Here is a 25,986-nt window from a genome sequence, read left to right as displayed (position 1 = left end):
ACCTGGTCGGTCAGAGCCGCCAGGGCACCGGCTCGGCCGGCCGGTAGCGGCAGGCGCCGCCGGTGGTGACCGACTCGCGCAGGTGCGCGGCGAGCGCCGGATGCCGCTCGTCGATGCGGCGCAGGGTGTCCCGGATCCGCCCGGTCACCGCCTTGCGCGCCCGTTCCGCCTGGTCACCGAGCCGCCGGTTGCGCCCGGCCAGCCCGGCGGCGGCACGCAACTGGTCCAGCAGCGCCGCGCGCTCGGCGTCCAGCTCGGCCAGCCGCCGCCCGTCGTCCCGGGCCGCCGCCCGGTCGATCTCGTCGTCGAGCCGCCGCAGGTGCCGGCGGTAGCGGGCCTTCGCCTCGTCGTCGAGCACCGGATCGGCGCCGAGGCGGCGCGCGGCGACGACTTCCGGGCCGGCCACCGGGTCGAGCAGTTCGACGGCGGGCACGTCCGTGCCGGGACGGCTCAGCAGCAGGCGCAGGTCGTGCAGCCCTTTGGCGTCGGGCAGGTGCACCACGACGCCGTCGTACGCGAGGCGCCACACCGGCCCGTCCGGACGGAACTCGGGCCGGACCACGTCCGCGCCGGGGTCGGGCGGCCGCGCACTCCCGTGCACCGCACCCGCCCGGGACAGGCCCGACGCGCCCCGCCGGCCGGGCGGCGACGACGCGACGGCCAGGGCCGGAACACCCGCGCCGAGCCGGGCCGCCACCGGCGCGACCATCGCGGACGCCGCCGGGGCGGGATCCACCACGCCCAGCCGGTCCACCACCTGGATCATCCCCAGCGCCCGTGCCCCGGCCACCGTCTCGGCCCGCAGCCGCCGCGCCTCGGCCGCGTCGCCCGGCCCGTGGCGCCCGACGAGCGCGCCCACCAGGGCGGCCCGGGCCAGCACCGACCAGGGCCGGGCGCCCAGCCGGTCGGCGGCGTCCCGGGCCGCCGTGTAGCAGTCGACCGCCTCGTCCCACCGGCCCTCGGCCGCGTCCACACCGCCCAGCCACAGGTCGACCGGGCCGACGATGTCGCAGCCGAACAACGCCGCCGCCCACTGCCCGCGGTGCGGGGCCAGGTCGGCCCGCACCGCCGCGCACCGCGCCGGGTCGCCGTCCACCGCCGCCGCCTGCGCCCGCAGGCGCAGCCACAGCGGCGACACCGACCGGGGGTACGCGGTGCCCGCGGCCTCGATCGCGGCGGTGAGCCGCAGCACCGTGGCCGCGTCGCCGCGCTCGGCGGCGGTGATCGCCCGGAGCAGCTCGGCCTGCGGGTGCCCGGGGCCCACCCGGTCGAGCACCGCCTCGGCCTCGGCGAGGCGGCCGTACAGCAGCAGGATCGACCAACGCATGTGGTGCGTCATGAACGCGTGGTCGGAGTGCCCCGGCTCGCCGTAGCTCTCCGCCTCGGCGAAGCCCGCCTCGGCGGCGGCGAGGTCGCCCTGGAAGGCGGCGATGATGGCGGTGTCCGCGATCGCCGCCACCCGCTGCCGGGCCACGTCGTCGCGTCGCGCGCCGGTCACGAACGCGGTCAGCTCCTGCCGGTAGGCCGGATCGCCCAGCTCCAGCAGCGCTACCCAGCGCAGCGCCGTGGCCCAAAGCTCGGTCTCCCGGTCGCCGCTGCGGCGGGCCACCTCCCGGATCTCGGCGGTGACCACGGCCCGTTCCTGCGCGGTGCCGAGCCCCCAGGTGGTGTCGTGGCGGGCCCAAAGGCTGAAGGTGAGCGCCTCGTCGTCGCGGCCGTGCCGGGCGAGCGTCTCGGTGGCGGTGATCAGATCGGTGACCAGCGCGCGTACCGGCCGCTCCGGATCCGGTTCCGCGATCGACCGCCGGTACGCCTCCCGGACCAGCTCGGCGGCGTCGAGCCGGCGGCGGGTGGCGGAGTGCTGCCGGTGCGCGATGAGCGCCACCCGGGTCAGCACGCCGGGATCGGGCAGCTCCCGGGCCAGCGCGGCGGCCTCGGCCAGCAGCCGCTCCACCTCGGCCGGCGGGCCGGCGTGGTGCAGCAGCCCGGCCAGTTCCAGCAGCACCCGGACCCGTCGGCCGGGCTCGCCGGTCAGTTCGAGCGCGCGCCGGTAGTGCCGTACCGACTCGTCAACGGCGATCCGGCCCCCGGCGTCGCGGGCGGCGGCCAGCAGCAGGTCACCTGCGCGTTCCGGGTCCAGCTCGGTGCCGGCCAGCCAGGCGTGCCGGGCCAGGTGGGCCGGGCTGAGCGCGCCGGCGAGCGCGTCCGACCGGTCGGCGGCCCGGACCACCGCCGCGTGCCGGGCCCGCCGTTCGTCGTCGGCCAGCCCGTCGTAGAGCGTCTCGCGGACCAGGTCGTGCACGAAGACGAACCGACCGCCGTCGCGGGGCAGGACCAGCCGGGCCGCGGCGGCGCGGCCGAGCAGCCGGTCGACCTGCGCGACCGGAGCGGGCACGCAGGCCGCGAGCGTCCGCCCGTCGAACTCGCGGCCGAGCACGGCGGCAACCGTGAGCGCCTCGACCACTCCGGCGGGCAACTGGTCGAGCCGGCGGCGCACCACCTCCCGTACGCCCGGGGCTACGGTGTCGGTCAGGCCGTGGGTGTGCCAGAGCCGGGCGGTCTGCTCCACGAAGAACGGGTTCCCGCCGGTGCGCCGGTGCACCTCGTCGACGAGGCTCGCGTCGGGCTCCCGGCCGGCGGTGCGGGCCATCAGCGCGGCCACCTCGGCGCGGCCCAGCCCGGCGAGCGTGACGGTGGTGGCCTTGGCGGTGAGCGGCAGCAGCCACTGCCGCAGCGGGTGGTCGCCGGATTCGACTTCGGCGTCCCGGTAGGTGCCGATCAGCAGCAGCCGCTCGAACCAGGCGTGCTGGGTGACGAACTGGAGCAGCCGCAGCGACGCCGGGTCGGCCCAGTGCAGGTCGTCGAGGACCACGGCGACCGGCCGGTGCTGAGCGACGGCGACCAGGGCGGCGGTCACCGCGTCATGCCTGTCGAACTCGGCCCGGCCGGCGTCACCCGGCGCGTCGGCGTCCCCGGGCTCGGCCGGGTCGCCCGGCTCGGTGACGCGGCCCGGCTCGGCCGGGTCGCCGGGGGCGCGCTCGCCGAGCAGTGCCGCCAGGCCCGCGGCGGCCGCCTCCCGCACCCCGCGCGGGTCGTCGGCGGACCGGGCCAGCCGGCGCAGCACCTGCACCCAGGGCCAGTAGTCGGGGGCGGTGTCGGAGTCCCAGCAGGCGGCGCCGAGCACCAGCGCCCCGCCGCGGCGGGCCTCGTCGGCGGCCGCCGAGACCAGCGTGGTCTTGCCGATGCCCGGCTCGCCGGTGACCAGGACGAGACCGCCGTGACTGTCGACCAGCCGGGCCACCTCGGCGCGCAGCAGCGCAGCGGGATGCTCCCGCCCGATGAGGTGTTGGCCGAACCGCGGCTCCATGACCTCACGACGCTAGCCGAAGGGTCCGACAAGGAGGATCCCTCAGAGCCGCGCGTCGGTCACCACGTGCGCGCACGCCGGGCAGGCGGCCGGTCCCTGTTCGGCGAACCACCGGCAGGTACGCCGGATCGCGCACTTCGGCAGCGTCTCCTCCGCGGGCGGGGCGGTCTCGGCGTACGAGGCGGCCATCCTGGCGCCCAGCCCGCAGTGTGAGCCGGTCCAGAAGCCACAGGACGAGGTGACGCACGGGCCGGCGAGCCGGGCCCGCGACTCGATCGGCTCATCGGAGTCACCGAGCCCGGCGAGCGCCACCTCGGCCGGTACGGCCGGGGTCACGTAGGCCACCCGGCCCGCCGGAGTGATCATGCCGAGGAACACCGTGGCGTTCGACGCCGGGGTGCTCGGGCACATCCGCTCCGGCGTGCCGGCCGGCCGGGCGGCGTCGGTCACCGCTGGATCCAGAACCCGATGTCGTTGATCTTCTGCCCGAGGTCCTGGGCGAACGGCCCGTCGATGACCCAGAGGCCGTACCACTCGGGACGCAGCTTGATGTTGCCGTGGCCGACGGTCAGCGGGTTCGTCAGCCTGGCGTCGGCGGTACGCAGAGCGGCCAGGCCGGCCTTCTGGATCTCCGCGGCGATCAGGGTCTGCTGCTCGGGGCTCAGGTCGACGCCGTCGACCACGAAGCGGAACTCGTTGCGGGCCATGTGCTACCTCCGGTCACTCGTACGATTCGGTGCCCAGCCCGCGACGCAGGCTGGTGCGGGTGAAGGCCGCCCAGCCGGCGTGCGAGGCGGCGTCGGTGCGGTGCCCGGCGCGGGCGAGCACCCGGGCGGCGTGCTCCGCCCAGCGGTCGGCGGTCGCCGCCGTGTCGCCCCACAGTTCGCGGCAGGCCGCGACGGCGAAGGCGACCTGTTCCGGCGCGCCGGTGAACCCGGCGGGTCCGTCGGCGACCCGGATCGTGCCGTCCGGGCGGACCCGCACGCTCGGGAAGTGGTGGTGCAGGCTGGCCAGCGTGGCCAGGTGGGTGGCGTCCCGCCGGCCGGCGGCGAAGCCGGCGCGCAGCTCGTCGTCGCGGCGGTGCCGGATCCCGTGCAGCACCAGCGCGTCGCCGGCCGCCTCGATCCGGGCGACCACCTGCACCGGCACGCTCCAGGCCGCCGGCGAGTTCGCCGACCAGAACGCCAGCCAGGCGGCGAGCCGGGCGTGGAAGTCGGCTTGGACGGCGACCGGGAGCGCGGATCCGTCTGGCGCGCGCAGCGCGGCGGTGGCGATGCGGTCCCGGGAGACGAGTGGCGTCGCGGGGCGGCCCGGCGCGGCCGCCGAGGCGCCGGTGGTGGTGGCGACGGCCAGGCCGGTCACTGTGACCGCAGAGGCCGCCGCCGCGCCGGCGAGCAGTCGCCGACGGTCGAATGGGTGTCCGTTGTCGTTCATCGTCGGCCCTTCGTCGACGGCAGTGGACCGACGCTATCGACCGGAAGCGATCAGAAAAACACCCTGTGTGACGGGAGGTCGACAGGAAACCCGGGGATACCCGGCGGCGTGAACGACAGTTCCTGTGCCCGGTTCACGCCACCCGGCCGGACGGGCGGTCAGGCCCGGAGCAGCCCGGCCACGGCCCGCTGCGCGTCGACGACCGTCGCCGCCGGCAGGTCGAGCGTCCAGAGTGCCGCGGCCAGGTAGTCCAGGACGCGCCAGCGCTGCTCTCCGGTGAGCGGCGGGCGTCGTGGTCCACCGACGACCGGTCCGCCGGCGTCCGCGGGCACGCCGTCCGGGCTCCGCCGCGTACCGCCCAGCGCCGCGCCCAGCCGGGCGGTGAGCAGCGCGGCGAGCCGGCGGCGGTCCACCCCGATCAGGTACGGCGCCAGCTCCGCGTCCGCAGCGATCAACCGCAGCCAGCGGTGCACCGCGGCGCGCACGGCGACCGGGCCGAGCCGTTCGCAGGGCTCGCGGGGACAGGTCACCAGCTCCGTGGTCCGCACGACCAGGGGTACGGATGATCGAGCCCGGTCAGTTCACCGCAACCCTTGATATTGATGAATGCCTATCTATAGGCTGGCGGCGTTCCGCTCACCCCCCATCCCAAGGAGTGTGAACCATGCGTAAGCCCAAGCTGTCCCGGATCCTCGCCACCCTCGCGGCCGCGACGCTGGCAGCGCTCGGCGCGGTAGCCGTCAACCCGGCTCCGGCCTCCGCCGCCGTCCGCAACGTCTGCTACAACATCAGCCAGGCCGGCCCGTTCGCCAACACGGCGGTGCAGGCGGCGGCGATCTGGAACAACTACACGAACAACATCAACATGGCCCAGTGCGGGTCCAACCTGCGGATCACCTACACCTACGGCGGCGGCTCGTACGCCCAGCGCACCAGCCTCGGCAACGGCCGCGTGGTGATCGACTACTACCAGGCCCAGCAGTACTCGCCGCTGCGCATCATGACGCACGAGATCGGCCACATCCTCGGCCTGCCGGACAACTACAACGGCAACTGCGCCATCCTGATGTCCGGTGGCAGCGCCGGTACGAGCTGCACCAACCCGTACCCCAGCTCCGCCGAGGCCGCCCGGGTCGACTCGCTGTTCGGCTTCGCCGTCCGCAGCGCGACGCCCGCCCAGGTCTTCACCGGCAGCTGGCCGGCCGCCTCGACGGTGGGCGCCCAGCGCTGACGACGCCGTGACGACGGGGTCGGCGGATCACCGCCGGCCCCGTCCGCGCGTGCGGCCCTTCCCCGTCGTCGCACCGGCCGCCGCCTTGTCCGGCTTCCGGCTGCCCGCGCGGTCCGCACGCCGGCCGGACGCGGCGTCGTCGGCGAGGTCCGCCGCACGGCGGCTCAGCTCCTCGACCCGCTCCCGGAGCCGGCGCACGGCCCCGGCGTCGTCGTCCACCTCGGACACCTCGTCGAGCAGGCCGACGTAGTCGGCGGCCAGGCGGCGATGCGCCGGGGCGACCGGCCCGGCGTGCCCGTCCAGGTCGATGATCTGCTGGGCGAGGACAGCGGTGGCGGCGCCGAGCGCGGCCCGCTCGTCGGCGCGCGCGTCCCGCCCGGCCCGGCGCGCGTCGGCCAGCCGCCCGGCCCGCCGGCCGCCCAGCCAGAGCACCGCCGCACCGGCGACGACCCCGGCCACCGCGCCGCCGGCCAGCAGATACCGGGGCAGCGACGGGCTGATGGTACGGGCGCCATCAGGCACCAGACCGGCCCGGACCAGCCGGTCGTAGTTGAGCACGATCACCTTCAGCGCCTCGACCGGCCGGTCCACGAACGCGTCGGCGCCGCGGCTGATCGTGGTCTCGGCGACCATGGCCCGCCCGAGGTCACGCGGGCCGTCACCGCCGAGGCGGGAGCAGCCGTAGGTGTCCCAGTCCTCGCCGTCGCGGCTCATCGCCAGCACCAGCGTGCCCTGGGTGGCGCGTTCCGTGTCGTCGCACGCCTCCCGCAGGTCGGCGCCCGGCTCCATGATCAGCACCACCAGCCGCCGGTTGCCGATGACCCGTTCGGCGGCGGCCCGGTCCAGGTCCACGCCGGGCGCCGCGTAGACAGACGAGCCGCGTACCTGCCGGGCCGCCGGTCCGTCCAGGATGCCGCCGGTCCACAGTGCCCACCCGGCCAGCACCAGGCAGGCGAGCACCGCGCGGCCGAACGCCGTACCGACCAGGCGGCCAAGCACCCGGCGCGGGCCGGTCGCCACCGCGCCGCGCGGGGCCGCCGTCCGCTCGGGACGCGTCGCGACGCGGCTCACGACAGCCTCGCCCGCAGGTAGACGTCCGGCCGGTAACCGGGCATCCGCACGTCCCGGGCCACGTAGTCCAGCTCGGCCGCCGCGTCGGCGAGCAGTTCGCGTACGTGCCGGTCGGGCAACCCCTCGTCGAACGCGTCCCGGGCCGCCCGCAACCGGCCCACGCCCCGGACCAGCGCCGGGTCGCTGCGCGCGTCCGTCAGGAGCGACAACTCGACAGCCAGCGCGGAGAGCCCGGCCAGCCGGGCCGGCGTGCCACCGGGACCGACGTCGGCCGGACGGCGGCCGGACCCCCGCACGGTACGGATCGACAACACCACGAAACCCGCCACGCACGCGGCGAAGAGCCAGGGCAGCGCCGGCAACGCCACCCGCAGCGGGTCGAACGGCCGGTACGGCAGCGGACGGTCGAACAGCCCCGCGTACCGGACGTCGGTGACCTGGGCCAGATACGCGCCGAGCACGTTCTGCTGCGGATAGGCGTAACGGCCGATCCGCCCGCCGGCCTGGGCGTAGAAGGCCGCTCCCGCCACCTCGGCGAATTCCGCCGCGCCCGGACCGTGGTACTCGATCCAGTCGCCGTACATCACCACGAGCGGCTGGTCCGGGGCGAGCCGGTGCAGCGCCGGCCCGTACGCGGGCAGCGGCTCCCCGTACGGCTGGGCGGGCAGCACCACGAACCAGGCGCCGTCCGGGAACGCGGTGCCCGCCGCCTTCTCCGGCAGCCGGGTCAGCGTGGCGCCGGCGCCCACGTACCGGCCGGTGGCCCGCAGCGTGGTGACCATCGGGGCCAGTTCCGGGCCGGTCGGTTCCCGCCAGCGCAGGTCGTCGCGGTCCGGCGGGGTGGGCTGGTCGTGCAGCGTCGCCAGCAGCGTGAGCAGCGCGCCGGTCACATCGTGTGTGGCGAACCGGGCCCGCCAGCCCGGCAGGTCGTCCGGCGACGCCACGTAGAGGCCACCGCTGACCTCCGTACCGACGATCCGGATCTCCGCCTTCTCCACGTCCTTCACCCGCCGGCGTTCGGCCTCGTCCAAGCCGGGCGGGGCGACCAGGATGCGGGTACCCCGGTCACCGATGGCGGCCCGGACCCGCTGCTCGTCCCAGCGCGCGACAGCCCCCGGCAGCCGCACCACCGGCTCGGCCGCGACCAGCGCCGTCATCTCCTCGACCGACGGCACGCTCGCGTCACTCAACTCCCCGGCCGAGCCCTCCGGCAGCGCGGCGGTCGACGGGGAACGCCCGTAGCTGACCTCCACGCTCTGCCGTTGCGCGCCCAGGAACACCACGAGCACTGCCGCCGCGACGGCGAGCAGCGACCAGCGCACCAGATCCCGGCGCACCGGCCGCCCCGGCGCCGTCATCGGCCGGCCCGCCACAGCTCGTCGGCCCGGCGCGCGTGCTCGGCCGCCGCCCGAGCCGCGTCGGCGCCGCCCCGCCCGGCGGCGAGCAGCTCGGCCCGGGCCAGCAGCCGCTCCGCCTCCGGCACCGCCGTCGGGGACGCGTCCCGGCTGACGGTGGCGTCGTGGATCGCGGCCCGCGCCGAGGACCAGGCGACCCGCCGGCCCTCGACCCGGGCGCGTCGCCGGGGCAGCGACACGGCGAGGAACCCGGCCGCCAGGGCCACCACGCCCCCACCCAGCCAGGGCAGCACACTCGCGGTCATGATCCCTGTCTAACGCACCGCCGCCAGCGGCGCGCGCCGAGGTACGCCTACGACGACGAGTAGCCCTCGTTGAACCCCTCGATGAACCCGCCCGCGAACCCGGAGGCGACACACCCGGCACAGCACAGGATCACCAGCAGCGCCGGCACCGCCACCCACAGGACGATCGCCCACCTGTTCGTCCCCTGCTCCGGCTGCGGCGCGTACGCCGGGTACTGCGGGTACTGCGGCGGCGGATACTGCTGCTGGTACGGATCCTGCTGATACGGGTCGTGAGGGTACATCCGGCCATCGTGCCCACCGCCCTCAACCGCCGGAAGATCCGTTCGGTTCGCCGCACATGCCGCGACGGCCCCTCGTCACGCCCGGTGCGCGTCCAGGTGGGTCAGCACCGTCTGGTTGGCCTCCCAGCCGTCCGGGAACTTCACCGGTACGTCCAGGTGCACCCGCTCGGTCGACGGGTACGCGTCGAGCAGCTCACCGATCCCGGCCCGCGCCACCACCACGCAGGCGTGCCGGTGCCGCGACGCCAGCACGCACAGCCGCCCCGACTCCAGGTGGAACGCGGTGGCATCGCGCCGGCCCGAGAGGGGGTGCAGCACGATCGTCACGTCGTACTCCCGGCCCTGGAGCCGGTTGGCGGTGTCGACTGTGATGCCCGCCCCGGCCGCGCCCAGCCGGGACCGGATGGCCGCGACCTGGTCGCGGTGCGCGGCCCCGACGGCGATCCGGTCCGCGGTGACCGGCGCGCCGTCCGGCGCGGCCTCGCTCACCGCGACCGCGCCGCGCCGCAGCACCCGCAGCGCCAGCTCCGCGCAGGCCGCGGCAGCCTCCCCGTCGGTACGCACGGTGTGCCGGGCGGGCAGCTCGTGCAACGCCCAGCCGGTGGCGGCGGCCACCTCGACCGAGGCGTCGTAGGCGTCACCCGCACCCGCCTCGGTGAACGTCAGCGCCCGGTCGGACGGCCCGGTCCCGGCGCGGAACCCGGTGAACGGGTAGAACGCGGCGGACACCACCGGGGCGGCCGAGTCGGGCAGCCGCCACGACACCGGCAGCCGGTGCACCGGCAGCTCCGGGTTGTGCCGCAGCAGCGTGGCCACCGCCGACTGCATCGGATCCCAGGTCAGGCCGGTCCAGCGGAACGTCTCCACGGTGCTGAACGGATCGAGCTGACCGGGGTCGCCGACGAACAGCGCCCGCTCGAACCGCCCCGCCACGCGCAGCAGCGCGTCCGCGCGCATCTGGTACGCCTCGTCCACGATCGCCCACGGCCAGCTCCCCTCGGTGACGGTGGCCCACTTGGCCGCCGTACCGATGGTGACCGCCGGGCCGCCCAGGTCGGCGACCTTCGCGGCGACGCGGACCGCCGGGTGGGCGGTGACCCGCTCGGTGGGCCGGTAGTCGGTCGCGGAGAGGCGCCCGACGCGCAGCTCCGGTGCCTTGCGGCCGAGCCGGTCGATGAGGTCGTCGACCTGCTCGTTGGTCTGCGCCACGATCATCAGCGGGTCGCCGGTGGCTGCGGTCTCGATCGCGGCGCGGACGACGAGGGTCGACTTCCCGGCGCCGGGAGGCGAGTCCACGACGACGCCGCGGTGCGTGCCGTCGCGCAGATCCCGCAGCACACGCTGGATCACCTGCTCCGCTTCGTGCAAGGAAGGGCCCCCTTTTAACGTCTCCGGTAGAGGCGGGGCCCCTTCTTAACACGCCACGGGGCAGGACCGCGCGGCGACGCCAGGGAGATCACCACCCATCGATCACCTTGCACCCGACTGCCACACTCTCCGTCAGGGACGACGGGGGAATCGCAGGTGAGACGATGGACCTTCACCGCAGTCGCATCGGTTGTGTCATCGCCTTCGTCCTGCTGCCGTTCGGTCTCTGCTCGGTGCTGTCCGCGCTGGGCGGCAGCACCCTTCGACTGGTCGGCGGGCTGCTCCTCGGCGGACTCGTCATGCTCGCCGTCGTCGTGGGCATCATCGAGACAGTTCGGCCGTTCCGGTTCCACATCAGCCTCGAAGGCTTGACCGTCCGGACTGCCGAGCTGAACCGGCTGCTGCCCTGGGCGGAGATCGACCACCTGGTCCTGTACCAGCCACCTCCGGTGCTGGCCGGCAAGCGGATGCCGTCGCCGTTGCTGCTGCTCGTACCCGCACCCGGGTCGACGCTCGACGTCCCGCTGACCCACCGCAGCCCGTTGGACGACCGGCCCTGCCTGCTCCTGCTCGAACTGCACGATGTCCGGGAGAAGACGGACCAGGTGGCCGACGCCCTCGCCCGGTACGGCGGCAGCCGCTTCACCGACCACCGCCAGCTCGTCCGGCAGCGTTTCGACTCAGCCCGCTTCCCGGTCGAAGCGCGCGGATACGACCGGGCTGCCGTCGACGCCCTCGTACAGAAGGGCCGGGAGGCGCTGCGGTCGGAGGATTTCCTGGGGCGCCTGGGGGTGAAGGCAGAGGTGGAACTCGCCCTGGCCGAGTTGCCGCTCGTCGCGCACGGTTACGACCGCGTCCGGGTCGACGCGTTCCTGCGGGACCTGTCCGCCGCGTTGGGACGGTTCGAGGAGGGCGAGGAGGATCTCGGTTGACGTGTCCGCGCCCACTTACGGCCTCGTACCGCCTATGGTTTGCGGGCGAGCAGGCCGACGAAGGTGTGGTAGGTGTCGGTCTGCTGCGGGGCGGGCGCGTCCGGGTCCGGACGCCACTCGGCCAGCGGTACCAGGCCCGGCTCCAGCACCGTCAGCCCGTCGGCGAACGCGAGGATCTCCTCGTCGGTACGCCAGCGGCCGGTGCCGAGCGACTCGTTGAACACCCGCTCGACCTCGCGGGCCTTGCGGGAGCCCTCCGGATCCCGCTCGCCCGGGTCACGGAAGTGCGAGATCGCGACGTAACTGCCGGACGGCAGGGCGTCGATCAACGCCGCCGCCACCGATCGCGGGTCCTCGTCGTCGCCGATGTGGTGCAGGATCGCGAACAGCAGCAGCCCGATCGGGCGGTCGAAGTCGAGGAACCGGCGGACGTCCGGGTCGTTGAGGATCTCCTCCGGCTCCCGGATGTCGGCCTGGATCACCGTCGCGGTGCCCTCCGAGGCGAGCAGCGCCCGCCCGTGCGCCAGGACGATCGGATCGTTGTCCACGTACACGACGCGGGCGGCCGGATTGTGCTCGATCGCGACCTCGTGCACGTTCCCCTGGGTCGGCAGCCCCGAGCCGATGTCGAGGAACTGGTCGATGCCCGCCTCGGTGACGAGGTGGCGGATCACCCGGCGCAGGAACGCCCGGTTCGCCTGACCGGCGGCCGGCCCGTCCGGCGTGATCCGCAGGGCGTGCTCGGCGACCTTCCGGTCGACCTCGAAGTTGTCCTTGCCGCCCAGGAAGTAGTCGTAGACCCGGGCCACGCTGGGAACGGTGACGTCGATTCCGGGCGGTGCGGCCTTGTCGCGGGTCACAGGCGTCTCCAGGCTCCGTGGGCGGTTCCGGGCGTTTTCGGGGAGTGTAGCGACCGCACAGGGTGGATGGTCGCCCGTCTGGGATCGCTCCCAGCGGGCCAGCCCGTCACCAGGGCGTTCATCGATCGACACGCCGAGGTCATCGCAGCTCCGCCGCCCCGCACCACCCGTCGTGACCATCCCGGTGTCCGCAGCGCCCGCCGCCGGGCAGCCGCACGTCACACCAGACCCGGTACCGCAGGTGCTGCGCGTCCTCCTCGCTGAGCGTCGTCTCACCGAAGTCGACGGCATCCAGGTGCCCGAGCGACCGGGCGAGCGCGGCGGCGGCGTCCCGGCTGGTCAGCGTGGTCGGCAGGTGGACGATCCAGCGCGGCTCAGTCATCGTGGCCGCGCCGCCGGCAGCCGTTGTGGCGGGACTGCCACTGCCGCAGCGCCTGACGAATTCGCTCCGACTCGGTGCGCGCCGTGGTGAGCTCCCGGTGCAGGCGGTCCATCTCGTCGGCGACCCGGCACAGGTAGTCGTGCACCTGCGCCGGGTCCAGCCCACGCCAGCGGGTGTCGAACACGGCGCTGCGCACCTGGTACGCCTGCACCCGCTCCCCGGTCACGTAGATCACGACGTCACCGCCCCGGCCGCCATGGCCTCGTCGGGCAGCCCGGCTGCGGCGAGCGTCGCCCTCCCCCACCGGGCCAGCCGGCAGGGGTACGGGACGCGCTCGCTGCGGCACAGCGGTCCCTGCGGCCAGTGCTCGGGCACGTGTACGCGCACGGCCAGCGCGGCGACGAGTAGTTCCTCGTCGGTGACAGGGGTGAGGACGGGGAAGTCGGCGAGTACGGCGGACATCGGCGGGCGCCTCCGGGTCGGGGTCTCGTGGAGTGGCGCCGGGGTGGGCGGGGACGGCGGGAGCCGCGATCGGGGGACGCGGCGCCACCGGAGTCCGGCACCCGCCCCGGGCCATGTGCTGACCCTCAGTCCTCCTCGGCAGGAGACGCATGCCCTGCTGATCGTGGCCGCCATACACACACTGCATACGCTCGGTCACCATCCGAGACGCCGGGCGATATGCACGGTGCGTATACCGGGCCGCTCCGGAACGGGTTGAATGGTTAGGCTCGACTTCGGACACAGGTTCTCCGCGAACGGCGAGGTTGCCGGTGACACCTGCGAACTGCCCCCGTTGCGGCGGCCGCCTGGCGCGCGACAACGGCACGGGACGCTGCGCGCCCTGCCAGGCCGCCGAACGCGACCGCCTCAGCACGCCGCCCGCCGTACCCGATTCGTTCTGGGACCATGAACCGGTACGAACGGCGCTGGCCCGGCGGCATCTCGGGCAGGTGATCCGGGCGTACCGCCACCACCCGTACCACGGGCGGAGCCCGCTGCCGCAGAGCGTCGTCGCGGGGTGGCTGGGGATCACGCAGGCGCAGTTGAGCCGGATCGAGAACGGGCCAGCCCTGGTGCATCTCGACCGGTTGACGCATTGGGCGACCGTGCTCCGCATCCCGCCGATGTCTCTCTGGTTCTCAGTCGGTCCAGACTCCCCGGCCAGCGCTCCGGCCGACGGGATCGGCGCAACACCAGACCTGGGTCGGCGAACCCTCCTGGCCGGCATCGCCGCGGTGTCGGCAGGAGCCGGGCTGGTCGGGGTCGCCGAGCAGCCCCGGCCCCGGCCTATCGGCAGTGCGGACGTCTCTCGGCTGAACGCGGTCTTGGAGCTCTACCGGTCGGTCGACTACGAATGCGGTGGCGGCCTGCTCTATCGGGAGGTCGCGCGGTTCGCGGAGTCGGTGTACGGGATGCTCGACTGGTCACACGCGCCCGGGCTGACACCCCGCCTCGTCGCGGCGGTCGCGGCGGCGCGTCAGTTGGCCGGCTGGACCGCGCTGGACGCCGGCTGGCACGCGGACGCTCAGCGGCATTTCGCCGCCGGCGAGCGGGCCGCGATGTCCGCTGACGATGCCCCGCTGGCGGCCCTGATCCGCTACTCGCAAGCCAAGCAGCTACAACACCTTCGGCACAACCACGATGCTCTGGCCGCGCTGAGGCTGGCCCACTCAGAGCTGGGATCGCGGGCGACCCCGGCGGTGAGGGCGCTGCTCTGGGGCGCGGAGGCCGCCTCGACAGCCGCACTCGGCGACCACCGAAGCGCGCTGACCCTCCTCGGTCGCGCGAGTGATCAGTTCGAGCGTGTGGATCCCGAACGCGAGCCGACCTGGATGGCCTTCTACGACCGTGGCGAACTGCTAGCCCAGTACGGCCGCGTGTACCGCGACATGGCCCGGCAGACCGGCACGCACGCGGCACAGGCGGTGCGGAGCGTCGAAGAGGCGATCGTCGCCTTCGGCCCGGCGAACGTCCGCAGCATGGTCCTGAACGAGGTCGGCTTGTGTAGTGCGCTCTTCCTCGCCGATGAGCCCGAGCGGGCGGTCGCTGTCGGCACGCGCGTGGTCGAGCAGTCGCGTGCGCTGAGTTCCAGTCGAGTGGTTGATCGAGTGCTCAACCTGCGGCGCGATCTCGGACGGCACCGCCACCTTCCTGTCGTTGCCGAATTCGATCGGACACTCACCGCACGAGCTGCGGCCACGGTATGAGCGGACGGTTCTCGGAAGAAGCGATGACCCGCGCCATGCGGGAGATCGCCAGCGGGCTTGAGGTTCAGACCGAGGATGCCCGCCTCCTGCGGCTGACGAACAACGCCGTGTTCGCGTTGCCGGATTCCGGGCTCGTCATCCGCATCGCGCGGACGCACCGGCTCCGGGATCGGGTGACGAAGGTCGTTCAGCTCGCGCGATGGTTCGCCGAGCTGGACGCGCCCACGATCCGGCTGGCGCCTGGCGTGGCGCAGCCGGTTGCGGTCGGTGACTTGGCCGCCTCGGTATGGGCCTACGTGCCACCCACTGGGCCTACTCCGACGGTGGATGACCTCGGCTCGGCGCTGCGACGGTTTCATGCGCTCGGACCCCCGCCCTTCCTGCTGGCCGTCTGGGATCCGATCGGGGATGCGCGTCGACGCCTGGCGGATGCCGACGGCTTGAGCGCACAGGACCATGACTATCTGATGACGTGGTGCGACCGCTTGGAGCCGCAGGTCGCCGATCTCAACCGACGCGTGGAGCAGTCGCTCATCCACGGGGACGCGCACGTCGGCAACCTGCTCCGGGATGCGTCCGGCGGCATCCTGCTCTGCGACTTCGACGCCACTTGTCTTGGCCCTTGGCAGGTGGACCTGGCGGCGGTCGCTGTGGGCGAGGCTCGGTTCGGAAAGACCGGGGCGCATCGGGCGCTCGCAGAGGCGTACGGGTACAACGTGACGTCCGACCGCAACTGGTCGCTTCTGCGGGAAGCCCGCGAGCTCAAAATGATCGCTGCCGCCACGCCGCTTCTCGCGAGTTCGGCGAGCGTCGCGGCCGAATTTGCCAAGCGATTGCAGTCAGTTTCCCAAGGCGACCACGGTCTACGTTGGAAGCCATTCGCCGATCTCGCCTGAGAGCCTCTCGGCGAGCGACTGCCGCTCCGGTGGGATCCTGTGCTCGTGCTGGAGAATCTGCGACTACGGCACCAGACCGCAGCGGAGGCCGACGGTCTGGTGGAGCAGCTTGTGGACGTATACCTCGACGCACACGCCGACGACGGCCCGCGCTACACGGCCGCGCGGTACGAACAGCAGCTCGCCGCGCACATGCCCCGGGAAGGCTGGGAGCTGGTGGCGGCCAGGGTCGATGACGATCTGGTCGGCTACGCGTACGGCTTCCCGCTCGGATCCGATTCGCATTGGTGGGACGGCATCCACGAGCCGGTACCGGACGGCTTCACGGACGAAGACGGGCAACGGACATACGCGGTCTGCGAACTGCTGGTGCGGCGATCGTGGCAACGCCGGGGTATCGCGCGGGCGCTCCACGATCGGCTCCTGAGCACGCGGCGGGAGGAAAGGGCCACGCTGCTCGTACGACCCGACAACGTTGCCGCCCAGCAGGCGTATGACTCCTGGGGTTGGCAACCGGCCGGATGGCTCCGGCCCACGCGGGAGGGAGCACTGCTGTTCGAGGTCCGCATCAAAGCCATTGCGTCGAGCCGGTGATGGACAACGCGTCGACCTTCACCTCTAGGTGTCAATGATCTGAAAGGCCACAGGACAAGGCTCCTAACACCTATCGCACCGGCTTCCGCCCGGCGTTCATCGCGGCTAGCTTGCCTTTCGTGGGGGATCTTGAGAAGGGCATCTACGAACACCTGATCACGGAGAAGCTGGCGACGCAGCTCAGGCATGTCGATAGCGCCCTCGTCCGGGATGCGAAGCTGGATGCCGCCGACGCGCATGACGTCCTGGCCCGGCACATCGCGGGCCTCGCGCGGCGGGCGCTCCTCGGCGTCGGTGGCGGGGAGAACAAGTTGGCCCGGCAGGTCGACCTGGCGAACCGCATCGCCGCGCACATCGCTCAGGCCGAGCCCCGCGCCGTCACCGCCGATGACCAGGTAGCGGACGCCCAACGTCTGTTGCACGCCATCGCCTCACCGCCCACCCCACCGGCCGCACCGGTCTTCCCGATCCGCCCCTCGACGCCGCTTTCCACCGGCGCGCTCCTGGTCAACGGCCGGCACCAGCCGCGCATCGGCCACGAGGTCAGCCACGAGATGGCGTCGGCGGACGAGGTGGACCTGCTCTGCGCCTTCATCAAGTGGCACGGGCTGCGCATCATCGAGCCCGCGATCACCGAGCTGGTCGGCAGAGGCGGTCGGGTACGGGTCATCACGACGACGTACATGGGCGCCACCGATCAGCGGGCGCTCGATCGGCTCGCCGAGCTGGGTGCCGAGATCAAGGTGTCCTACGAGACGCGGACCACCCGCCTGCACGCCAAGGCATGGCTGTTCCGGCGGAACAACGGCACCACCACCGCGTACGTCGGCTCGTCGAACCTCTCCAAGGCCGCGCTCGTCGACGGCGTGGAGTGGAACGTGCGCATCTCGAACCTGGAGCAGCCGCACGTCATCGACACGTTCGAGGCGACGTTCGCCGACTACTGGAACGACTCGGCGTTCGAGACCTACGACCCGGCAGCCGATGGCGAGCGCCTACGTGTCGCGTTGCGCGGGGAACGCGCCGACGACGCACCGACTGAGATCGCGAACCTGGACGTGCGGCCGTTCCCGTACCAGCAGGAAGTTCTTGACGACCTCGACGCCGAACGCCTGGTGCACGGCCGCTGGCGCAACCTGGTGGTGATGGCGACCGGCACCGGCAAGACGGTGGTGGCGGCGCTCGACTATCGCCGGCTCCGGCGAGCCGGCCGCGTCGACTCGCTGCTCTTCGTCGCACATCAGGAGCAGATCCTGCGGCAGAGCCGGTCGGTGTTCCGCCAGGTCATGGGCGACGGCACGTTTGGCGAGACGCTTGTGGGCGGCGATCGGCCGCAGGGGTGGAAGCACGTCTTCGCGTCGATCCAGTCGTTGCGCCAGCGGGAGATCGACCCCGAGGCGTTCGACATGGTGATCGTCGACGAGTTCCACCACGCCGAGGCGGCCACCTACACGGCGCTGCTGGAACGGCTTCGGCCGCGCGTACTCCTGGGTCTGACCGCGACGCCCGAGCGGAGCGACGGCCGTGACGTGCGCCGGTGGTTCGACGGCCGCGCGTCGGTGGAGTTGCACCTGTGGGAGGCCCTCGAACGGCAGTTGCTGGCGCCGTTTCAGTATTTCGGCCTGCACGACGACGTGGACCTGACGCGGGTGCGGTGGAAGCGCGGACAGGGGTACGACAAGGGCGAGCTCGACGGCGTCTACACCGGCAATCACGCACGGGCGCGGCTCATCCTGCACGCGGTCCGGCGGATCGCTGACGTCGGGCGGATGCGCGCGCTCGGCTTCTGCGTCAGCATCGGGCACGCGGAGTTCATGGCCGACTGGTTCACCCGGCACGGTGTACCGGCGGCGGCAGTGACATCGCAGGTCAACCGGCCGGAGCAGCACACGCTGATCGACCGCTTCCGCAAGCGCGAGGTGAAGGTGCTCTTCACTGTCGACCTGTTCAACGAGGGCGTCGACCTGCCGATGGTCGACACCATCCTCATGTTGCGCCCCACCGAGAGCGCCACGATCTTCCTCCAGCAGCTCGGACGGGGTCTGCGGCTGGACGACGACAAGCCGTGCCTGACGGTGCTCGACTTCATCGGCGGTCAGCACGCGAACTTCCGGTTCGACATGCGCTGGCGGGCGCTCGCCGGGGTCAGCCGGCGGGCGGTCGAAGCGGCCGTCCGGGAGGACTTCCCCTCGCTACCCAGCGGCTGCCACATCGAGCTGGACCGGGTGGCGAAGGAGATCGTCCTCGCCAACCTCAAGTCGGCGCTCCCGACGTCGAAGAACGCGCTTGTGGCCGAGCTGCGGCAGCTCGGTGACGTCAGTCTGTCCGACTTCCTGCGCGAGACCGGCCTGGAAATCGAGGACGTCTACCGATCGGCGAGCATCGGCGGCTGGGCCGGGCTGCGGCGCCTCGCCGGTCTCGACCCGGACGAAGGCGGCCCGGACGACCGTGACCTGAGCCGGGCCATCGGCCGGATGCTCCACACCGATGATGTCGACAGGTTGGATCTGATCGCTCAGGTCGCCGCCGGACAGCGCCCCACCGCCGGGCGGCTGCTCGACATGCTGCACTTCAGCCTGTGGGGGGCGTCGGTGCCGCTGGCCGAACGCGACGCCCGGCTCAGGAGGCTGTGGGCGGAACCGGCGCGCTGTGCCGAGCTGCCGCAGGTAGTCGACGTGCTCCGTGACCGCATCCATCGGGTCACCGAGCCACCTGCCCCGGGCCGGGTGCCGCTGCGGGTACACGCCCGCTACAGCCGCAACGAGGCGTGCGCAGCATTCGGCATGACCAACCCCGGCTCGCTGCGCGAGGGCGTGAAGTGGCTGCCCGACGAGCGCGCGGATCTGTTCTTCGTCACGCTCGTGAAGTCCGAGGAGCACTACTCCCCCACCACCATGTACGCCGACCGCGCTATCACGGACAAGCTGTTCCAGTGGGAGTCGCAGAGCACCACCTCATCAGGCTCGGCCACCGGCCAGCGGTACGTCAACCACGTCGCGCAGGGCTCGACGGTGCACCTGTTCGTCCGCGAGACCAAGATCGCCGATCGCGACCTGGGCGCACCGCCGTACCTGTACGCGGGTCCGATGACGTACCGGGAGCACAGCGGCGACCGGCCCATGCGGATCCTCTGGGAGCTACGGCATCCGCTGCCCGCCGACATGTACGCCGCCGCCCGGGCAATCGCTGCCTGACCTGGGATCTCGCCCGCTCGCCGAGTCAGGCGAGCGGGCGAGAAGCGTCGGCCTGCTCACGACGTCGGGCTGACGCTGGCAGCACCCGGCCCAGCAGCACCGCGACCGCACCCGCGATCACTCCGACCATCGTCCCGGTGACCAGGCTCGACATCACCGCCGCACCTCGCAACAACGCCTCCCGCGCCCCCGGCTCCAACCCGGCCAGCCCCGGCGCGTCCATCCCCAGCGACGAATCCCAGAACACTTGGTGACCGGCCGCCAGGAACACCCCGTACAGCGCCCCGATCACCACGATCGTCAGGAACGGGCGCGGCGGCCTCCGCCACAGCACGGCGGCCACCCAGCACAGCGGCGGCCCGACCGCGAGCAGCGCGGTCACGACCGTGCCTTCCGGCACGACGTCCAGGTCGTGCAGAGCCACGCGCGGGGCAGCCAGCGCGGCCAGCGCGACCGACGCCGGCCAGAGAACCCGAGGGTACGGCGACCCGCGCTCATCGCGTCACCTCCGACGACCCGGAGTCAGGCGCCGAAGCCGGCACCGGAGCCGACGCGGGAGCCGGAACGGACGCGGTCGAGCGCACGAAGCGAAGCAGCGCGACGAACGCCAGGACGGCCGTCACCGCACCTCCGGCGAAGCGCACCCAATGACCGGCGACGAACTCGGCGGCGACCTGGCGCAGGTACTCCGCGGAGTGCGTACCGGGCGGGTCGACGAACATGATCTCGTTGCGCGGCCAGAAGAAGACAGCGGAGAACAGGAACTCACAGACGACGAAGACGGCTGTGGCGCCGGCGACCCACCAGCGCAGCCGGCGGTCGCGCCAGGTGAGCAGCGTCGCGGCGACGCTGCTCAGGATCACCGACGCGCCGAGCGGCGGGAAGTAGTCGTGCGGGCCGCCGTGGACGAGGAACTCGCGGGCCCGGTCGAGCGAGGCGGGCGCGTCGCTGAAGATGTTCGGGTAGAGCATGACGGTCTCGGCAGCGACCCCGCCGAACGACATCATTGCCGCCCATACCATGACAATAAGGGCGAACCAGGTCAGTCTTGTGCGTACCACGAGGGTTCTCCTCACGTTTCGGGGACGCCATCGACGCTAGGTCGGCCGTCCCCGGCCGTCGTCCGCGTGGCCGCGCGACCGGATGTCGCTTCTCGGCGTACGCCTCGGGGTCGACCCTGACGCCTGCGGACGACAGCGGTGAGGGTCCGCGCGGATCTAGGCTCGAAGCCGTGCCCGACACCTCGCCCACCCGCGCCGACGCGCTGCTCGCGGCGGCCACACTCGGCCTGATCGGGGTGGCCGTGGCGGCCGACCGGCCCGCGCCCGGCGCGGCGGCGCTCGCGGTCGTGGCCGGCGCGGCGCTCGGCGGGCTGGTTCTGTGTGCCAGGCGGTGGCCACTGCCGGCGCTGCTGGCCACGGCGGTCGTGATCCTCGGGTACTACGCGCTGGACCTGCCGCCCGTCGGGGTGGCCGCCCCGGCCGCCGCCGTCCTCTACCGGGTGTCCGAGCGAGGGCGTGTCGTCCCGGCCGCCGTGGTCGCCGGGAGCCTGCTGGCCGTGTCTGTGGTCGCCCGGCTGGCCGAGGGCGACGACATCGCGGTGGTCGTCGGTACGGAACTCGGCTCCGAGGCGGCGTTGCTGCTCGCCGTCATCGCCCTCGGCGACGCGGTACGCAACCGCAGGTCGCTGCGGGCGGCGCTGGTCCGGCAGGCGGTCGCGGCCGACGAGGAGCGCCATCGGGAGGCGGCCCGTCAGGTCGAGGCGGAACGGCTGCGCATCGCCCGGGAGGTGCACGACACGCTCGGGCACACCATGTCGGTGATCACGTTGCAGTCGGCAGTCGCCCGGGAGGCGCTCGCCGACAGCGATCCGGCGCAGGCGGACAGCGCGCTGGCCGCGATCCGGTCGGTGAGCGGCAGCGCGATGGCGGAGCTGCGGGCGACGCTGGGCACGCTGCGCCGCGAACCCGGGCCACGAGAACCGGTCCCCGGCTTCGATCAGCTCCCGGCGCTCGTGGACGGCGTACGCCGGGGCGGGCTGGCGGTCGACCTGCGGATCGAGGGTCCGGTGGACACGCTGCCGGCGGTGGTGGGTAGCACCGTCTACCGGGTCGTGCAGGAGGCGCTGACGAACGTGCTACGCCACGCCGACGCCACCCGGGTAACCGTGACGGTCCGCGCCACGCCCGGCCGGCTCGCACTGGAGGTGGTGGACGACGGTCGCGGCGGCCCGCCCACCGGGGACGGGACGGGCCAAGGCCTGCGCGGCATGGCCGAGCGGGTAGCCCTGCTCGGCGGCACCGTAGAAACCGGCACGATCGAAACGGGCACCGCCGAACCCGGCACGAGCGGCGGCTTCCGGGTGTCGGTCCACCTGCCCCTGACGGGAGTCGCCGCGTGAGCCCGATCCGCGTCGTTCTCGTCGACGACCAGCACCTGGTCCGCACCGGCCTGCGTGCGCTGCTCGACCGGGCGCCTGACATCGAGGTGGTGGGCGAGGCGGGCGACGGCGGCAGCGGCCTGGCGGTGGTACGGGAGCAGCGGCCCGACATCGTGCTGATGGACGTACGGATGCCCGGCGGGGACGGACTGGCGGCGACCCGGCGGATCCTGACCGACCCGACGCTGGACGGCGTGCAGGTCGTCATGCTCACCACGTTCGACGACGACGAGTACCTGTTCGAGGCGATCCGCGCCGGGGCGGCCGGTTTCCTGCTCAAGGACACCCCGCCCGATGCCCTGCGGGACGCGGTCCGGACGGTGGCCGGTGGCGACGCGCTGCTCTCCCCCGCGGTGACCCGGCGGGTGCTCGCCGCGGCGGCCCGTTCACCGGTGGCCGACCCGGCGCGGCTGGCCGGACTGACCGCCCGGGAACGGGACGTGCTGGCGCAGGTGGGCGCCGGACGATCGAACACGGAGATCGGGCAGGCGTTGTTCCTGAGCCCTGATACCGCCCGCACCTACGTGAGCCGGCTGCTCCAGAAGCTGAACGCCCGCGACCGGGCTCAGCTCGTCGTGATCGCGTACGAGAGCGGGCTGGTCCGCCCCGGCGAGGGCTGAGCCGCGCCGGGGCGGGTCACGGTCAGGTCGACGCCGCGTCCGCCGGTTCGGGGGCGGCGTGCCGGCCGCCGCCGTTGCGCCGTTCGTCGCCGTGCCCCGGCCACCACGCCTTGTGGCCGATCAGCCCGGTCAGCGCCGGTACGAAGAACATCGACATGACGAACGCGGACAGCACGATCCCGATCGCCACCGCGAAGCCCATCTGCTGGAGGAACGAGATCGGCGCGAGCATCAGCACCCCGAACGTGCCGGCCAGGATCAGCCCGGCCGCGGCGACCGTCGGGCCGGCGTGTTCCACCCCGATCGCGGCGGCCTGGTGCGGTTCGTGGCCCTCGCGCGCCTCCTCCCGTAGTCGCGCGATCATCAGGATGTTGTAGTCGGTGCCGATCGCCACCACGAACAGATAGAGGATGATCGGCAGCTGGAACGTCACGCCCGGGTTGCCCTGGAGCCCCTGGAACACGTAGACGGTGGCGCCGAGCGTGGCGGCGAAGTTGAGCAGCACCGCGATCACCAGGTAGACCGGCGCGACGAGGCTGCGCAGCAGCAGCGCCAGGATGATCGCGATCAGGAGTGCGGCGACCGGCAGGATCACCGACAGGTCCCTGTTGTTCGCCGAGTTGATGTCCGCGAAGATCGCCGTGGTGCCACCGACGAGCGCCCTGGTGCCCGGCGGAGCCGCCTCGTGCACCGCCTTTCGCAGGTCGTCGCGCACGAGCGTGATCGCCTCGTTGGACATCGGGTTCTCGTTCAGCAGCAGGCTGATCCGGGCGACGCTCGGGTCGGTGGCGCTGCGCTCCGGTGGCTGCGCCTGCCCGACGCCGGGTGCCCGCGCCGACGCGGCGGCGAAGTCGTTCACCTGCTGGTCGGTGAGCGGGGTGCCGTTGCCGGTGGTCAGGTAGACCTCGGTGGGCGCGAGCGCCCCGGCGGCGAACCCGCGCTGGAGGTCCTGGGCGGCCCGCGCCGACTCGGTGTCCTGCGGGAAGCCGGCGCCGAAGTCGTAGTCGGCCTTGTAGCCGAGCACCCCGGCGGCGAGCGCGACGAGCAGCGCTCCGGAGGCCGCTGCCACGATCGCCGGGCGGCGGCCGACCACGGCGCCGAGCCGCCGGGACAGGGTCGCCCTGGGCGGGCGCTGCCACGCCTTCGACGGCCAGAACACCCACCGGCCGAGCAGCGACACGAGCGCCGGGATCAGGGTCAGCGAGGTGACGAGCATGACGCCGACGGCGATGGCGAGCGCCGGGCCGAGCGAGCCGAAGAAGCCGAGCGAGGCGAGCAGCAGCACCAGGAACGCCACGATGACCGCACCGGCGGCGGACGTGATGACCTCGCCGACCCGCTGCACCGAGACGACCATCGCGGTGCGTTTGTCGTCGCCGGCGCGCAGCCGCTCCCGGTAGCGGAACAGCAGGAACAGGATGTAGTCGGTGCCGATGCCGAACAGCACGATCAGCAGGATGGTCTGCAGGTCCTGGCTGACGTTGAGGTCGAACGCCTTGCCGGCGGCGGCGACCAGCCCGGTGGTGACGGACATGACGACGCTGATCACCACCACCGGCAGCAGCGCGGCGATCGGGCTGCGGAAGATGATCAGGATCAGCCCGATGATGAGGACGATGGTGGCGACACCGACGACGGCGAACGCCTCGTTGAACGTGTCCTCGTTGTCGACGAAGCTCGCCACGTCGCCCGCCACCCCGGCGGTCAGGCCGCTGCCGGCCAGGTCCGGCCCGAGGGCGGCGCGCAGGTCGCGTACCGCGTCGAGCAGGCCCGGGTCGTCGGGGCTGTCGGCGTCGAGACCGACGGTGACCACCTGCACCGACTTGTCCGGCGCGACGGCCTGCGGACCGGTCAGGTAGCCGGAGGTCTGCGGGATGTTCCGGGCCTTGAGCGCGGTGGCGAGTTGCCCCACGCGGGCCTCGTCGGCCGGGGTCAGCGGTTTGCCGTCGCTGCGCTTGACCACGACTGTGGCGGTGGCGGTGGCGGCCTGCGGGAACGACTTCGCGGCCAGCTCGGTGGCCTGCACCGACTCGTAGGAACGCGGCAGGAAGCTCTCCTGGTCCGCGGAGGTGATGTCGCTCAGCGAAGGACTGGCGGCGATGATCGCGATCGCGGCGACGACCCAGCCGCCGATCACCCACCAGGCCTTGCCCACGACGAATCTGCCCAGGCGCTCGAACATCGTTTCCCCCGTGTGTTCGGCTGTGTCGCACGCGATCCTACGCTGCGTGAGCAATCCCTTTCGGACGGCTCGCGGACTTTCGTCGATGATCCGGGTGGTCGAGGATCGACGGATGAGCGCGACGCTGCCCGGTCCCGGAGTGCTGACGGCCTGGTTGGCGGCGACGGTGCCGGCTCCGCTGGTCTTCTTCGAGTGGACCCACAGATGGGAGGAGGACCAGCCGGTCTCGACCGCGCTGTGGTGGCCCGTGCTCGCGTCACCGCTGCTCGCCGCCGTGCTGGCGGCCCGGCAGCCCCGGCGACCCGGGGTGGCCCTGGGCGTGTCCACGCTGGTCGCGACGGCGCTTCTCGCGTTGTCACTGGCGCTCTTCCGGTGGGTCGTGCCGCTGACCGGCGAGGCCCACTGGGGGCGGGCTCTGCTCGGCGGCGCGGCGCTCGCGGTGGCCGGAGCGCTGATCGGGTACGCCGCCGGCGGGCGCCTGCCCCACCGGGTCCGCCCGGCGTCGCGGCGCGGCTATCTGATCGGCGGGCTCGCCGTGGTGTTCGGCGCGCTGCTGGCCCAGTCCGCGGTACGGCTCGGCGCCGAGGACAGCACGATCGGGCAACCCCCGCATGAGTACGGCGGCGTCGGCCCCTACTCGACGTCGGCGGGCCGGTTCACGGCACCGGCCACCGGGGCGTACGCGATCTTCGCGGTGGGCTTCTCCCCGGCGGACCCGGACTGCCGCGTCACCGGCGGCGGCGCGGAGGTCCGGACGGCCGAGCCGGTCTCCGTCCCGCCGGGCGACTACGGCAGCGATGCCGCCACCTATTCCTGGGTGGCGACCGTGCGGGTGCCGACGCCCGGTAGGTGGACGCTCGACTGCCGCACGACCGACCCGGAGGCGTCCTACGTGGTCGGTGACGTGCCGGAGATCCGGGGCGCGGTGGGCGAGGTGATCCACTGGCCGGTGGGCGTGATCTGGCTGTTCGGCGCGGTTCCCGGCCTGCTGATCGTCGCGGACACCGCCAGGCGACGGCGAGCGTCCCACCCGGCGGTCCTTAGTGAGCGTTTGAGAAGCCGGTTCAGGTGCTGGTTGCCTGGGCCGGTTTCGTGTTGCGGGCCAGGCGGGTGACCATGACGTGGATCATGGCCCAGGTGACGAAGGCGGCGTGGCTGGCGGGTAGGTGTTCGTAGTCGCGGACGCAGCGGCGTTTCTTGCTGATCCAGGCGAAGGTGCGTTCGACGACCCAGCGGCGGGGCAGCACGACGAGGCGCTGGC

At 73.1% G+C, this 25,986-nt stretch carries 26 protein-coding genes and 1 pseudogene; 9 read left to right on the top strand and 18 right to left on the bottom strand.

What is annotated here, in order from left to right:
* Positions 1 to 10: 10 nt before the first annotated feature.
* The 5 genes from NMK34_RS06150 to NMK34_RS06130 all read right to left on the bottom strand — a co-directional run bounded on the left by NMK34_RS06150 (position 11) and on the right by NMK34_RS06130 (position 5,349).
* Complete coding sequence (locus tag NMK34_RS06150; protein ID WP_318332573.1) at positions 11 to 3,367, bottom strand: AAA family ATPase; 3,357 nt, start codon at positions 3,365 to 3,367, stop codon at positions 11 to 13.
* Positions 3,368 to 3,409: 42 nt separating this feature from the next.
* Positions 3,410 to 3,817: a hypothetical protein gene (locus NMK34_RS06145; protein WP_091418959.1), complete on the bottom strand. Its 408-nt coding sequence runs from the start codon at positions 3,815 to 3,817 to the stop codon at positions 3,410 to 3,412.
* The gene (locus NMK34_RS06140) at positions 3,814 to 4,074 is read right to left on the bottom strand and encodes a hypothetical protein (RefSeq protein WP_091418956.1); all 261 of its coding nucleotides are present in this window, start codon (positions 4,072 to 4,074) and stop codon (positions 3,814 to 3,816) included. The genes NMK34_RS06145 and NMK34_RS06140 overlap by 4 nt, the downstream gene beginning before the upstream one ends.
* A gap of 13 nt (positions 4,075 to 4,087) precedes the next feature.
* Positions 4,088 to 4,801, bottom strand: coding sequence for a hypothetical protein (locus NMK34_RS06135; protein ID WP_318332572.1), 714 nt, complete (start codon positions 4,799 to 4,801; stop codon positions 4,088 to 4,090).
* 158 nt (positions 4,802 to 4,959) lie between these two features.
* A complete protein-coding gene (locus tag NMK34_RS06130) occupies positions 4,960 to 5,349 on the bottom strand; it encodes a globin (RefSeq protein ID WP_318332571.1) in 390 nt (129 codons plus the stop codon).
* A gap of 116 nt (positions 5,350 to 5,465) precedes the next feature.
* Here NMK34_RS06130 and NMK34_RS06125 point away from each other — a divergent pair, with 116 nt between their 5' ends.
* Positions 5,466 to 6,032 carry a snapalysin family zinc-dependent metalloprotease gene (locus NMK34_RS06125; protein WP_318332570.1) on the top strand — a complete coding sequence of 189 codons (567 nt, stop codon included), beginning with the start codon at positions 5,466 to 5,468 and terminating at the stop codon, positions 6,030 to 6,032.
* Between the two features lie 27 nt (positions 6,033 to 6,059).
* Here NMK34_RS06125 and NMK34_RS06120 read toward each other — a convergent pair whose 3' ends face one another.
* The 5 genes from NMK34_RS06120 to NMK34_RS06100 all read right to left on the bottom strand — a co-directional run bounded on the left by NMK34_RS06120 (position 6,060) and on the right by NMK34_RS06100 (position 10,415).
* A complete protein-coding gene (locus NMK34_RS06120) occupies positions 6,060 to 7,103 on the bottom strand; it encodes a hypothetical protein (RefSeq protein WP_318332569.1) in 1,044 nt (347 codons plus the stop codon).
* Complete coding sequence (locus NMK34_RS06115) at positions 7,100 to 8,461, bottom strand: hypothetical protein (RefSeq protein ID WP_318332568.1); 1,362 nt, start codon at positions 8,459 to 8,461, stop codon at positions 7,100 to 7,102. Before NMK34_RS06115 ends, NMK34_RS06120 begins: the two co-directional genes overlap by 4 nt.
* Entirely contained in the window at positions 8,458 to 8,763 is a 306-nt protein-coding gene (locus NMK34_RS06110) for a DUF6403 family protein (protein WP_318332567.1), read from the bottom strand. Before NMK34_RS06110 ends, NMK34_RS06115 begins: the two co-directional genes overlap by 4 nt.
* 47 nt (positions 8,764 to 8,810) lie before the next feature.
* On the bottom strand, positions 8,811 to 9,047 hold the full coding sequence (locus NMK34_RS06105; protein WP_318332566.1) for a hypothetical protein: 237 nt from the start codon (positions 9,045 to 9,047) through the stop codon (positions 8,811 to 8,813).
* Positions 9,048 to 9,122: 75 nt separating this feature from the next.
* A complete protein-coding gene (locus NMK34_RS06100; protein WP_318332565.1) occupies positions 9,123 to 10,415 on the bottom strand; it encodes an AAA family ATPase in 1,293 nt (430 codons plus the stop codon).
* Positions 10,416 to 10,579: 164 nt separating this feature from the next.
* Between NMK34_RS06100 and NMK34_RS06095 the strand changes: the two genes are divergently transcribed.
* Complete coding sequence (locus NMK34_RS06095; RefSeq protein WP_318332564.1) at positions 10,580 to 11,347, top strand: hypothetical protein; 768 nt, start codon at positions 10,580 to 10,582, stop codon at positions 11,345 to 11,347.
* 32 nt (positions 11,348 to 11,379) lie between these two features.
* Here the strand turns inward: NMK34_RS06095 and NMK34_RS06090 are convergent, their stop codons facing one another.
* The 4 genes from NMK34_RS06090 to NMK34_RS06075 form a co-directional block, all read right to left on the bottom strand.
* The gene (locus NMK34_RS06090; protein WP_318332563.1) at positions 11,380 to 12,207 is read right to left on the bottom strand and encodes an SAM-dependent methyltransferase; all 828 of its coding nucleotides are present in this window, start codon (positions 12,205 to 12,207) and stop codon (positions 11,380 to 11,382) included.
* 139 nt (positions 12,208 to 12,346) lie between these two features.
* Complete coding sequence (locus tag NMK34_RS06085; RefSeq protein WP_318332562.1) at positions 12,347 to 12,589, bottom strand: hypothetical protein; 243 nt, start codon at positions 12,587 to 12,589, stop codon at positions 12,347 to 12,349.
* A complete protein-coding gene (locus NMK34_RS06080) occupies positions 12,582 to 12,824 on the bottom strand; it encodes a DivIVA domain-containing protein (protein ID WP_269701885.1) in 243 nt (80 codons plus the stop codon). Before NMK34_RS06080 ends, NMK34_RS06085 begins: the two co-directional genes overlap by 8 nt.
* Positions 12,821 to 13,051: a hypothetical protein gene (locus tag NMK34_RS06075; RefSeq protein ID WP_318332561.1), complete on the bottom strand. Its 231-nt coding sequence runs from the start codon at positions 13,049 to 13,051 to the stop codon at positions 12,821 to 12,823. The genes NMK34_RS06080 and NMK34_RS06075 overlap by 4 nt, the downstream gene beginning before the upstream one ends.
* Positions 13,052 to 13,362: 311 nt before the next feature.
* Between NMK34_RS06075 and NMK34_RS06070 the strand changes: the two genes are divergently transcribed.
* The 4 genes from NMK34_RS06070 to NMK34_RS06055 all read left to right on the top strand — a co-directional run bounded on the left by NMK34_RS06070 (position 13,363) and on the right by NMK34_RS06055 (position 19,483).
* The gene (locus NMK34_RS06070) at positions 13,363 to 14,799 is read left to right on the top strand and encodes a helix-turn-helix transcriptional regulator (protein ID WP_318332560.1); all 1,437 of its coding nucleotides are present in this window, start codon (positions 13,363 to 13,365) and stop codon (positions 14,797 to 14,799) included.
* On the top strand, positions 14,796 to 15,695 hold the full coding sequence (locus NMK34_RS06065) for a phosphotransferase family protein (RefSeq protein WP_318332559.1): 900 nt from the start codon (positions 14,796 to 14,798) through the stop codon (positions 15,693 to 15,695). Before NMK34_RS06070 ends, NMK34_RS06065 begins: the two co-directional genes overlap by 4 nt.
* A 45-nt stretch (positions 15,696 to 15,740) precedes the next feature.
* Positions 15,741 to 16,289: a GNAT family N-acetyltransferase gene (locus tag NMK34_RS06060; protein WP_318332558.1), complete on the top strand. Its 549-nt coding sequence runs from the start codon at positions 15,741 to 15,743 to the stop codon at positions 16,287 to 16,289.
* Between the two features lie 119 nt (positions 16,290 to 16,408).
* Positions 16,409 to 19,483: a DUF3427 domain-containing protein gene (locus NMK34_RS06055; protein WP_318332557.1), complete on the top strand. Its 3,075-nt coding sequence runs from the start codon at positions 16,409 to 16,411 to the stop codon at positions 19,481 to 19,483.
* Between the two features lie 25 nt (positions 19,484 to 19,508).
* On the opposite strand, the gene NMK34_RS06050 is transcribed toward NMK34_RS06055, so the two are convergent.
* Positions 19,509 to 19,865, bottom strand: a complete 357-nt coding sequence (locus NMK34_RS06050; RefSeq protein ID WP_318332556.1) for a hypothetical protein — start codon at positions 19,863 to 19,865, stop codon at positions 19,509 to 19,511.
* Positions 19,866 to 19,977: 112 nt separating this feature from the next.
* Complete coding sequence (locus NMK34_RS06045) at positions 19,978 to 20,505, bottom strand: DUF1772 domain-containing protein (RefSeq protein WP_318332555.1); 528 nt, start codon at positions 20,503 to 20,505, stop codon at positions 19,978 to 19,980.
* Positions 20,506 to 20,714: 209 nt separating this feature from the next.
* On the opposite strand from NMK34_RS06045, the gene NMK34_RS06040 reads away from it, so the two are divergent.
* A complete protein-coding gene (locus tag NMK34_RS06040) occupies positions 20,715 to 21,884 on the top strand; it encodes a sensor histidine kinase (protein ID WP_318332554.1) in 1,170 nt (389 codons plus the stop codon).
* Positions 21,881 to 22,543 carry a response regulator transcription factor gene (locus tag NMK34_RS06035; protein ID WP_318332553.1) on the top strand — a complete coding sequence of 221 codons (663 nt, stop codon included), beginning with the start codon at positions 21,881 to 21,883 and terminating at the stop codon, positions 22,541 to 22,543. Before NMK34_RS06040 ends, NMK34_RS06035 begins: the two co-directional genes overlap by 4 nt.
* A gap of 22 nt (positions 22,544 to 22,565) precedes the next feature.
* On the opposite strand, the gene NMK34_RS06030 is transcribed toward NMK34_RS06035, so the two are convergent.
* Entirely contained in the window at positions 22,566 to 24,725 is a 2,160-nt protein-coding gene (locus NMK34_RS06030; protein WP_318332552.1) for an MMPL family transporter, read from the bottom strand.
* A 112-nt stretch (positions 24,726 to 24,837) separates the two neighbouring features.
* On the opposite strand from NMK34_RS06030, the gene NMK34_RS06025 reads away from it, so the two are divergent.
* The gene (locus NMK34_RS06025) at positions 24,838 to 25,839 is read left to right on the top strand and encodes a hypothetical protein (RefSeq protein WP_318332551.1); all 1,002 of its coding nucleotides are present in this window, start codon (positions 24,838 to 24,840) and stop codon (positions 25,837 to 25,839) included.
* Here the strand turns inward: NMK34_RS06025 and NMK34_RS06020 are convergent.
* Positions 25,790 to 25,986, bottom strand: a pseudogene (locus NMK34_RS06020) (hypothetical protein); the annotation flags it as partial. The gene NMK34_RS06025 and the pseudogene NMK34_RS06020 sit on opposite strands and share 50 nt — an antisense overlap.

This window comes from Micromonospora sp. BRA006-A (assembly GCF_033433935.1).
GTDB classification, from domain to species: domain Bacteria; phylum Actinomycetota; class Actinomycetes; order Mycobacteriales; family Micromonosporaceae; genus Micromonospora; species Micromonospora aurantiaca.
This window is presented reverse-complemented; position numbering and strand designations above follow the sequence as displayed.